Consider the following 10,907-nt stretch of genomic DNA (forward strand, 5'->3'; position numbering starts at 1 on the left):
GGGCGAGTGCATGCGTATCGCTCATTTCTTTATCGACCGTCCGGTCTTCGCGTGGGTGCTCGCGATTCTGGTCTCGCTGACCGGCGCGTTCGCGATCACCCAGTTGCCGCTCGACCAGTATCCCGACATCGCGCCGCCGACCATCCAGATCACGGCGACTTATAACGGCGCGTCCGCGCAGACCAATCAGGACGCGGTCGTGCAGGTGATCGAGCAGCAGATGGTCGGTCTCGACAATCTGATGTACATGTCGTCCTCGGCGAACTCCGAGGGCAATATCTCGATCAAGCTGACCTTCTCGGCGGGCACGAATCCCGACACCGCCCAGGTGCAGGTGCAGGATCAGCTGCAATCGGCCAACGCATTGCTGCCCGAAGAAGTGCAGGAAAGCGGCGTGACCGTGCGCAAGGCGTCGCCGGACACCTTCCTCGTCTTCAACCTCGTGTCCGAGGACGGCAAGATGAGCAAGGCGGCCATCGCCGATTATCTGTACAGCAATCTCGAAGAACAGATCGAGCGTCTGCCCGGCGTGGGCCAGGCGCAGCAGTTCGGCTACGAGTACGCGATGCGGATCTGGCTCGATCCGAACAAGCTGCAAAAATACGCGCTGATGCCGTCGGACGTGGTCACGGCCATCGACGCCCAGAACAACGACGTGGCGGCCGGCGAAGTCGGCAACACGCCCGCCGTGAAGGGCCAGGAACTCGACGCGACCATCACGGCGCGCAGCCGCCTGACCACCGCGCAGCAGTTCCGCGACATCGTGCTCAAGACCGAGACGAACGGCTCGCAGGTGCTGCTCGGCGACGTCGCGCGCGTCGACCTCGGCCCGCAGGCGTATACGGTCGAAACCAACTTCAACAACAAGCCCGCTTCGGGTCTCGGCCTGCAACTCGCGCCGGGTGCGAACGAAGTGCAGGTCGACAAGGAAGTGCACGACTTCCTGAACAAGCGTGCGGCGAGCTTCCCGGCCGGGTTGAAGGTCGAATATCCGTACGAGATGGTGCCGTTCATCAAGACCTCCATCACGGAAGTGGTCAAGACGCTCGTGGAAGCGATCGTGCTGGTCGTCGCGATCATGTTCCTGTTCCTGCAAAACCTGCGCACCACGCTGATTCCGGCGATTGCGGTGCCGGTCGTGCTGCTCGGCACGTTCGGCATCCTCGACGTGTTCGGCTATTCGATCAACATGCTGACCATGTTCGGCGTGGTGCTCGCGATCGGCCTGCTGGTGGACGATGCGATCGTGGTCGTGGAGAACGTCGAGCGGCTGATGACCGAAGAGCATTTATCGCCGCGCGACGCGACCAAAAAGTCGATGACGGAAATCAGCAGCGCGCTGGTGGCGATCGCGATGGTGCTCTCCGCCGTGCTGTTGCCGATGGCGTTTTTCGGCGGCTCGACCGGCATCATCTACCGCCAGTTCTCGGTGTCGGTGGTTTCGGCGATGGCGCTCTCGGTGGTGGTGGCGCTGACCTTCACGCCCGCGCTGTGCGCGACGCTTCTCAAGGACGGCCACGAGAAGCCGAAGGGCCGTTTCTTCAGCGGTTTCAATCGTGGCTTCGACGCGTCGACGAGCAAATATCGCCGCGTCGTCGACCGGATGCTGCATCATCGCAAGCCCGCGATCATCGTCTATGTGCTGCTCGTGCTGGGCGCGGGGCTGCTGTTCGTGCGCCTGCCCACATCGTTTCTGCCGACCGAAGATCAGGGCGTGCTGATGGTGACGGTGACCGCGCCGGTGGGCGCGACGCGCGAGCGCACCGAGGCGACGATGGCCAAGGTCGAGGACTATCTGCTCAAGCAGCCGGCGGTTTCCGAGGTGTTCAACGTCGCCGGTTATGCAGTCGGCAGTAACGGCCAGAACGTCGGCATGATGTGGGTGAAGCTCAAGGACTGGGACCAGCGCACGGCCGTCAACGACACGGCGCAGGGCTTCGTCGCGAAGGCGTCGCGCGATCTCTCGCAGCAGATTCGCGACGCCAAGGTGTTCGTGCTGCAACCGCCGACGGTGCGCGGTCTCGGCATCAGCTCGGGCTTCGACATGGAGCTTGTCGACGAAGGCGGGCTCGGCCACGCGGCGCTGGCGGCCGCGCGCGATCAGCTGATCAAGATGGCGAACCAGAGCGGCGTCGTGCGTCAGGTGCGTTTCAACGGTCTCGCCGATACGCCGCAACTCTCGCTCGATATCGATGACCGCAAGGCGAGCGCGATGGGTCTCGCGCCCGCCGACATCAACTCGACGGTCGAAGACGCGCTCGGCGGCGAATACGTGGACGAGTTCCTCGACAACCAGCGCATCAAGAAAGTCTATGTGCAGGGCGACGCGCCGTTCCGCATGACGCCCGAATCGCTGGAGCAATGGTATGTGCGCAACACGTCGGGGACGATGGTGCCGTTCTCCGCGTTCGCGACGTCGCACTGGACTTACGGGCCGCCGGAACTGGACCGCTATAACGCGGAGTCGTCGTTCGAGATCGTCGGCGATCCGGCGCCCGGCGTGAGTTCGGGCCAGGCGATGCAGACCATGGAGCAACTGGTCGCGAAGCTGCCCAAGGGTATCACCTACGCGTGGACCGGGCTGTCGTATCAGGAGCAGCTTTCGGGCGGCCAGGCGCCGTATCTCTATGCGGTCTCGGTGCTGTTCGTGTTTCTCTGTCTCGCGGCGCTTTATGAAAGCTGGTCGGTGCCGCTGGCGGTGCTGCTGATCGTGCCGCTCGGCGTGTTCGGCGCGGCGCTCGGCACGACGCTGCGCGGGCTGTCGAACGACGTGTATTTCCAGGTGGGTCTGCTGGTGACCGTGGGTCTGTCGTCCAAGAACGCGATTCTGATCGTCGAGTTCGCGACGATGCTCGAAAAGCAGGGCGCCAGTACGCTCAAGGCGATCGAGCAGGCCGTCGCGTTGCGGATTCGTCCGATCGTGATGACGTCGCTGGCGTTTCTGCTGGGCGTCGCGCCGCTGGTGATCGCGAGCGGCGCAGGCGCGGCGGCGCGTCAGTCGATCGGCACGGGCGTATTCGGCGGCACGCTCGTCGGGACGGTGTTGGCGATCTTCTTCACGCCGCTGTCGTATTTCCTCGTGCGCAAGTTCAGCGGCAAAGGCGCGTCGCCGAGCGATCCGGGCGGCCGCGTCGGCGCGGGTTCGCCCGCCGACGATTCCGGTTCGACCGGCGCGCAGGCGGAGCAGAGCGTGTCGGAGCACGCGGAGCAGGAAGCGGGCGAGGACGCGTATGCGTTGCCGGATAGCGCGATGAATGCATCGACGCACGAGTCGAAGAACGGAGGTGCGGCATGAAGCGCGTAGTCCACTGGATGCTGGCCGGCGCGGCCGTCACGGCGCTGAGCGCGTGTATCGACCTGTCGCCTTCGTATCAGCGGCCCGCCGCGCCGGTGGCGGCGTCGTGGCCCGATGCGGCTTCGGGCGCGTCTTCAGGTGCGTCTTCAGGCGCGGCCGCGAATGCGCCAACGTCGGCCGCGCTCGCCGCCGATATCGGCTGGCGCAGTTTCTTCGTCGATCCGCGTTTGCAGCGCACGATCGCGCTCGCGCTGTCGAACAACCGCGATCTGCGTATCGCGATTCTCGATATCGAAAAGGAGCGCGCGGAGTACCGCATCGAACGCGCGTCGCTGTTTCCGGAAATCGATCTGGGCGGCTCCGACGAAGCCGAGCGCACGCCGACGTCGGTGCGCCGCGCGGAGTCCGGCGAGTCGGCCACGACGACCGGCGCGAGCGGCGAGACCACGCACGTCTATAGCGCCAATCTGGGCTTCACGTCGTACGAGATCGATCTGTTCGGGCGCGTGCGCAATCTGAGCAACGCGGCGCTCGAAACCTATCTGTCGTCGATCGAAACGCGCCGCAGCACGCAGATCAGTCTCGTCTCCGATGTCGCGAGCGACTGGCTCACGCTGGCGTCGGACAAACGCTTGCTGGTGATCGCGCAGGAAACGCAGGCGAGCCAGCAGCGCACCTTCGATCTGGTCGATCGCGAGCACACGCTGGGCGCGGCGAGCGCGCTCGACGTGGAGCAGGCGCAGGCGAGTCTGCAGTCGGCGCGCAACTCGACGGCGCAGGCGCAGACCACGGCCGAGCAGGCGCGCAACGCGCTCGAACTCGTCGTCGGCACGCGCGTGCCCGACGCCGATCTGCCCGATGCGCAGGTCGATCCGGTCGCGAGCATCACGTCGATTCCGGCGGGCATTCCGTCGGCGGTGCTGCAACGCCGCCCCGACGTGCTGGCGGCCGAGCACACCTTGAAGGCCGACAACGCCGATATCGGCGCGGCGCGTGCGAACTTTTTCCCGACCATCAGCCTGACGGCGGCGCTCGGTTTCGAAAGTCCCGCACTCGCGCAGTTGTTCACGGGCGGCAACCGCGCGTGGTCGTTCGAGCCGTCGGCGGTGATTCCGATCTTCGACGCGGGCGAGAACCGCGCGACGCTCGACGCCGCGAAGGTGACGTTCAAGATCGACGTCGCGACCTACGAGAAGACCATCCAGACCGCGTTCGAGGAAGTGGCGAACGCGCTGGCGACGCGCAAGACCATCGACGAACAGCTCGACGCGCAGACGCGCACCGTGAAGGCCGATCAGCACGCCTACGATCTGACCATGCAGTTGTATCAGCAAGGCAGCGACAGTCTCATCGACGCGTTGACCGAGCAGCGTCTGCTGTACACGGCGCAGCAGTCGCTGGTCGCGACGCAGTTGTCGGCGCAGACCAGTCTGATTACCTTGTATGCGGCGCTGGGCGGCGGGGTCGATGCGGAATCGGCTGCGGCTGCGTCCGGCGCATCGGCCACGCGCTGAGCGGCGAGGCAGGTATCATGACCGGACGTTTTCAGATCAAGGGTTGAGGTAGCAAGGCCATGTGCCCGGAGTCGACACCATGCCGCAAACGCTGACCCGCGTGCTGCGCGAGATTCGCCGCGCGAGCCTGACCGGCAAGCTGTTTGCGGCGATGCTGGTCGTCAACGTGCTGGTGATCGGCGCGATGGCGCTGGGCGCGCGGCTCAGCTTCGAGCGCGGTTTTCTCGGCTATCTGGAGCAGCAGGAAATCAAGCGGCTGGAGTCGAGCGTCGGGCCGCTGGCCATGGCGTATCGCGATCACGGCAGTTGGGACTTCCTGTTGCAGAACCGCAGCCTCTGGCACGAGATCATGCGGCCTTATGCGCCGGCCTCGTATCCGGTCACGAGTCACGCGCCGTTGCCGCGTCTGCCGGTCTCGTCGCTGATCGGCACCAACACGCGCTTCACGCTGCTCGACGCGAAAGGCGCCTACGTGTTCGGCAATCCCGCGTTCGCGGATACCTCGCCGCGCCGTCCGATCGTCGTCGACGGCAAGACGGTCGGCTGGCTGCTGATGGTGCCGTTCGAACGCGCGACCGAAGCCGGCGATCTGCGCTTCCAGAAGACGCAGCGCGAGTCGAGCTGGATCATCACGATCGCGGCCACGCTGCTGGCGATTCTCACCACGCTGTGGATGGCGCGCGCGCTCGCCTCGCCGCTGCGCCGCATCGCGAGCGCGACGCACACGCTCGCGGGCGGCGATCTGAGCGCGCGCGTGCCGACGGTGTCGAGCGGCGATATCGGCCAGCTCGAACACGATTTCAACCATCTCGCGCAGACGCTCGAGAGCACCGAGCGCATGCGTTCCGCGCTGGTCGCCGACATCTCGCACGAACTGCGCACGCCGCTCGCGGTGATGAGCGGCGAGATCGAGGCGATCGAAGTGGGCGTGCGTCCGGTGAGCGTGGAAGCCGTGCGTTCGCTCGGCGGCGAAGTGAAGCGCCTGAGCCGTCTCGTCGACGATCTCTACGATCTCTCGCTCGCCGACGTCGGCGCGCTGCGCTATCACCACGAACAGCTCGACGTCTGCGAGACGCTGCGTTCGGCGTTGCGCCGCAGCGCGCGGCGGCTCGGCGACGCGGGCCTCACGCTGCGCGTCGATCTGCCCGACACGCCGCTGTGGGTGCGCGGCGACGAACGCCGCCTGCAACAGGTCTTCACCAATATTCTCGAAAACGCGCTGCGTTATGTCGATGCGGGCGAGATCGTCTGCGTGACGGCACGCGAGGACGCGCGCACCGTGTATATCGATTTCGACGACAGCGGCGCGGGCGTGCCCGAGGCGATGCTGCCTTCGCTGTTCGAGCGCTTCTATCGCGTGGAGGCGTCGCGCAGCCGCGCAACCGGCGGCGCGGGTCTCGGCCTGCCGATCTGCCGCGGCATCGTCGCGGCGCACGATGGCGAGATCGCCGCCGCGCGCGCGCCGCTGGGCGGCTTGCGCATCGCGATCGCGCTGCCGCGCAGCACGGAAACCTTCAGGAACCGACGTGACCATGAGTAACGAAACGCCCATCGACATTCTGATCGTCGAGGACGAGCCCAAGCTGGCGAGCGTGATGGCGGATTTCCTGCAAGCCGCGGGCTACACCACGCGCTGCGTGGACGACGGCCGCGAGGTGGCGAACGAAGTGGCGCGGCGCATGCCGGGCCTGATCGTGCTCGACCTGATGCTGCCGGGCCGCGATGGCCGCGATATTTGCCGCGATCTGCGCACGTACAGCGATGTGCCGATCATCATGGTGACGGCGCAGGTGGAGGAGGTCGATCGCCTGATCGGCCTCGAACTCGGCGCCGACGACTACATCTGCAAGCCGTTCAGTCTGCTCGAACTGGTTGCGCGCGTGAAGGCGATTCTGCGCCGCTCGCGCTTCGAGCGTTTTCCCGAAAGCGTGCCGCTGCAACTCGACGAAGAGCGGTTCGTGGCGACGTATCGCGGCGTGGAGATCGAACTCACGCCGATCGAATTCCGCTTGCTGAGGACGCTGGCGGCGCGACCGGGCCGGGTCTTTTCGCGCGATGTGTTGATGGACCGGCTGTATCCCGATGGCCGCATCGTCGAGGATCGGACGATCGATAGCCACGTGAAGAAAATCCGCCGCAAATTCGAAACGGTCGCGCCCGATGACGACGTCATTCAGTCCGTGTACGGCGCGGGATTCCGGCTGGCTTTATAAGGTATAGCCGAGTCTTGCGGGTTCGCTCAGGCGCGCGTTCAGCCGCCTTCTGGCCGCTTGACGAACGCCTGCACGAAAGTCTGCACGGCCGCTTCCACCCAGCGGTCGATCTGCGCTTCCGAGGGCCGCGCGTTGGGATGCGTGAGGCATTCCAGTTGCGCCTCGCCGCGCACGATGCTGATGAACAGCATCGCGGCCGTGGTGTAGCCCACGGCCTGCACGTCGATCTGTCCGCGCGCCGCCGCGCGTTCGAGAAATTGCCCGACGATGCTCGCCACTACTTCCGGCCCCGCCGCATAGAACGCGCGCCCCAGCTCGGGAAAGCGCGGCGCTTCTGAAACGATCACACGATACAGCGCGAGTCCCATCGGCGACACCACCAGATCGAGATACGCGCGCGCGAGCCGCGCGAGCGAACGCGTGATGTCGTCGGTTTCGAAATCCATCTCGCGCAGCGAATTCGCGAATTGCCCGCATTCGCGCTGAATGACGGCGGCGAACAGTGCTTCTTTCGTCGGCCACGCGGCGTAGACCGTCGATTTCGAGACGTGCGCCTCGCGCTGGATCATGTCCGTCGTGGCGGCGCTGAAGCCGTGCGCCAGAAAGATGTCGCGCGCGGCGTTCAGGATCGTGTCCGCCTTGCTCGGGGCGGGCGCGGGGTCGGGCTTGCGGGGAGGGGGGGGCAGGCGCGCCGGTGCGCCGGTTTCCTTGTGCGTCGCCATTTGTGTTGAATCGGTAGCGATAACGGTGTCGCGGGATCGTAACACAGCGCCGGGACGCGCTTCCCGGCCACGGACATTGTCGCAGCGTTGAGTACCGATCGGTTCGATTTTTATTGACGTGGCAATCATGTGCTCTTATCATCCAGTACCGTTCGGTACTATCCCGCCTGGATGATCCTCCCCTTATTGACGGTTTTCGCTGCGTGACGGTCCGCCCGTGCAAGCAGCGCGGGGCCGTTTTGCGCGCGTTTTTGCTCGCGATTCGGCGAGCGGATCCAGGGCGGCGAGCCGCATCGGCCGCACGGACACATCAACTTGATCAGGATTGCAAACGGATGATGGAATCGCGAAACCCTTCCACGCGGAGCGCGCAGTGAACGCGCCCGCCGCATCCCCGCCGCCGCTGAGCGGCGGCAAACTCGCGCTCGGCACGCTCGCCGTCGCGCTCGCGACCTTCATGAACGTGCTCGATTCGTCGATCGCGAACGTCGCCATTCCCACCTTGTCGGGCAGCCTGGGCGTGTCCGTGGACGAAGGCACGTGGGTCATCACGGTGTTCGCGGCGGCCAACGCGGTCGCGATCCCGCTGACCGGCTGGCTGACGCAGCGCCTCGGCCAGATCCGCCTGTTCGTGGGCGCGATCGTGCTGTTCACGATCGCCTCCTGGCTGTGCGGCATGGCGCCCAATCTGCCGGTGCTGCTGGCCGCGCGCGTGTTCCAGGGTCTCACGGCGGGACCGCTGATTCCGATGTCGCAAGCGATTCTGCTCAGTTCATGGCCGAAGCAGAAGTCCGCGACCGCGCTCGCGCTCTGGGCCATGACGGCCACCGTGGGGCCGATCGCGGGACCGTCGCTGGGCGGCTGGATCACCGACAGCTACAGCTGGACGTGGATCTTCTACATCAACATCCCGGTCGGCATTTTCGCGGCCACGGTCACGTGGATGATCTATCGCTCGCGCGAAACGCCCACGCGCAAGCCGCCGATCGATCTGGTCGGCCTCGGGCTGCTCGTCGCGTGGGTCGGCACCTTGCAGGTCATGCTCGACAAGGGCAAGGACCTCGACTGGTTCCATTCGCCCGTGATCATCGGCCTGACGATTGCGGCGGCAGTCAGTTTTGTGGCCTTCGTGATCTGGGAGCTGACCGAGGAGCATCCGATCGTCGATCTGCGCCTGTTCGGCCAGCGCAATTTTCTGGGCGGCACGATCGCCATTTCGATCGCGTATGGCGTGTTCTTCGGCAACCTCGTGCTGCTGCCGCAATGGATGCAGGAATACCTCGGTTATCGCGCGGTGGATGCGGGCCTCGTGATCGCGCCGATCGGTATCTTCACGGTGCTGCTCTCGCCGGTGATCGCCAAGGTGCTGCCGCGCTCGGACGCGCGCGTGATCGCCACGCTTGCGTTCATCGGCTTCGCGGCGGTGTTCTGGATGCGCTCGAATTACATCGTCGATATCGATACGTATCACCTCGTGCTGCCCACGTTGCTGCAAGGCATTCCGATGGCGATGTTCTTCGTGCCGCTCACCGCGATCATTCTTGCGGGCCAGCCGCCGCAGCGCATTCCGGCCGCCGCGGGTCTGTCGAATTTCGTGCGCGTGTTTTGCGGCGCGGTCGGCACGTCGCTGGGTGCGAACGAGTGGTACGACCGCACGGTCGTGCATCACGTGCGGCTCACCGAGCAGGCGACGCCGGAAAATCCGGCGTTCTCGCAGTTCGTCGACTTCGTCACGAAATCGATGCACATCGATACGGCGACGGCGCACGCGATGTTCGGGCAGCTCGTGGAGTCGCAGGCGGCGATGCTCGGCCTCAACGACGTGTTCTGGATTTCGGCGGTGATCTTCATCGCCATCATTCCGCTCATCTGGATTACGCGCGCGGGCCGGGCTGGCGCGGGCGGCGCGGATTCGGCGGCGCATTGAACCGCGTATTGACTCTGTGTCGACTACATAAAACGGCGCTGCCTTTTTCGATCATCAGGAAAACATGACTCACGTTTCAATTACGCGTCCGCCGCTGCGGCCGCGCGCGCTGTCGATAGTCGTTGCATGCGCAACGGTTGCGTTCATGAGCGGTTGCGCGAACTACATCGGCATCAAGAGCGACAAGACGCTCGCGCAGCCGCAGCAGTTCGAGTCGTCGCAAAGCATTCCGGCGCAGGGCGGCCAGTGGCCCGCGTTCGACTGGGCGAACCAGTTCGGCGACCCGCAACTCCAGAAGCTGATCGACGAAGCCATCGACGGCAATCCGACCATCGCGCAGGCGCAGGCGCGACTGGCGAAGGCGTCGTCGTATATCGAAACGTCGAAATCGGCGCTCGAGCCGAAAGCCAACGCGAGCTACTCGTGGACCCGCGAGCTCTACTCGGCCAACGCGCTGTACCCAACGCCCTACGGCGGCAGCTGGTACAGCGAAAACAACGTACTCGCCAGCGCGTCGTGGGATCTGGACCTGTGGGGCAAGAACCGTCAGCGACTCGCGCAGGCGGTCTCCGCACAGCGCGCCGCCGAAGCCGAGATGCAGCAGGCCCGCATCACGCTCGCCGCGTCGGTCGCGCGTACCTATAACCAGCTCGCCCAGCTCTACGCGCTGCGCGATATCGCCGCGCGCGAAATCGACAACCGCAAGACCATCGGCAACATCACGAACGGCCGCGTGGTCGCGGGCCTCGACACCAACGTCGAGCGTCAGACCGCGAACGGCAACATCGCTACGAGCCAGGCCAATCTCTCGCAGATCGACGGCCAGATCGAGACCGTGCGCTATCAGCTCGGCGCGCTGCTCGGCAAGGGTCCGGATCGCGGTCTGCAGATCGCCAATCCGGTGCTCAATCCGGTGGCCAGCGTCGCGCTGCCCGACAACCTGCCCGCCGATCTCGTCGCGCGCCGCCCGGACATCGTCGCCGCGCGCTGGCAGGTCGAAGGCGCGATGCACGACGTCAAGGAAGCGAAGGCCGAGTTCTATCCCGACGTGAATCTCGCGGCGGGCTTCGGCTTCGATGCCTTCGGCTGGGGCAAATTCCTCAACTTCACGAGCCGCCAGATGAACATCGGCCCGGCCGTGCATCTGCCGATCTTCGACGCGGGCGCCCTGCGCGCGCAACTGAAGGGTCGTTACGCCGACTTCGAACTCGACGTCGCGAACTACGACCAGACGCT

Annotated in this window: 7 protein-coding genes; 6 read left to right on the top strand and 1 reads right to left on the bottom strand. The window is 65.4% G+C overall.

Features of this window, described 5'->3' with window-relative positions:
- Nucleotides 1-16 precede the first annotated feature (16 nt).
- The 4 genes from BMY06_RS25465 to BMY06_RS25480 all read left to right on the top strand — a co-directional run bounded on the left by BMY06_RS25465 (nucleotide 17) and on the right by BMY06_RS25480 (nucleotide 7,022).
- A complete protein-coding gene (locus BMY06_RS25465) occupies nucleotides 17-3,295 on the top strand; it encodes an efflux RND transporter permease subunit (RefSeq protein WP_080180298.1) in 3,279 nt (1,092 codons plus the stop codon).
- The gene (locus BMY06_RS25470) at nucleotides 3,292-4,809 is read left to right on the top strand and encodes an efflux transporter outer membrane subunit (protein WP_074986012.1); all 1,518 of its coding nucleotides are present in this window, start codon (nucleotides 3,292-3,294) and stop codon (nucleotides 4,807-4,809) included. Before BMY06_RS25465 ends, BMY06_RS25470 begins: the two co-directional genes overlap by 4 nt.
- A 79-nt stretch (nucleotides 4,810-4,888) precedes the next feature.
- Nucleotides 4,889-6,349: an ATP-binding protein gene (locus BMY06_RS25475; protein ID WP_074986013.1), complete on the top strand. Its 1,461-nt coding sequence runs from the start codon at nucleotides 4,889-4,891 to the stop codon at nucleotides 6,347-6,349.
- On the top strand, nucleotides 6,342-7,022 hold the full coding sequence (locus tag BMY06_RS25480) for a response regulator (RefSeq protein ID WP_074986014.1): 681 nt from the start codon (nucleotides 6,342-6,344) through the stop codon (nucleotides 7,020-7,022). The genes BMY06_RS25475 and BMY06_RS25480 overlap by 8 nt, the downstream gene beginning before the upstream one ends.
- A gap of 38 nt (nucleotides 7,023-7,060) precedes the next feature.
- Here the strand turns inward: BMY06_RS25480 and BMY06_RS25485 are convergent, their stop codons facing one another.
- Complete coding sequence (locus BMY06_RS25485; RefSeq protein WP_080180292.1) at nucleotides 7,061-7,744, bottom strand: TetR/AcrR family transcriptional regulator; 684 nt, start codon at nucleotides 7,742-7,744, stop codon at nucleotides 7,061-7,063.
- Between the two features lie 373 nt (nucleotides 7,745-8,117).
- On the opposite strand from BMY06_RS25485, the gene BMY06_RS25490 reads away from it, so the two are divergent.
- Together BMY06_RS25490 and BMY06_RS25495 are read left to right on the top strand one after the other, a co-directional pair.
- Nucleotides 8,118-9,671, top strand: a complete 1,554-nt coding sequence (locus BMY06_RS25490) for a DHA2 family efflux MFS transporter permease subunit (protein ID WP_234774895.1) — start codon at nucleotides 8,118-8,120, stop codon at nucleotides 9,669-9,671.
- Nucleotides 9,672-9,735: 64 nt separating this feature from the next.
- On the top strand, nucleotides 9,736-10,907 hold a 1,172-nt coding region (locus BMY06_RS25495), incomplete at its 3' end, for an efflux transporter outer membrane subunit (RefSeq protein WP_074986041.1).

It is taken from the genome of Paraburkholderia tropica (genome assembly GCF_900109265.1).
GTDB classification, from domain to species: Bacteria; Pseudomonadota; Gammaproteobacteria; order Burkholderiales; family Burkholderiaceae; genus Paraburkholderia; species Paraburkholderia tropica.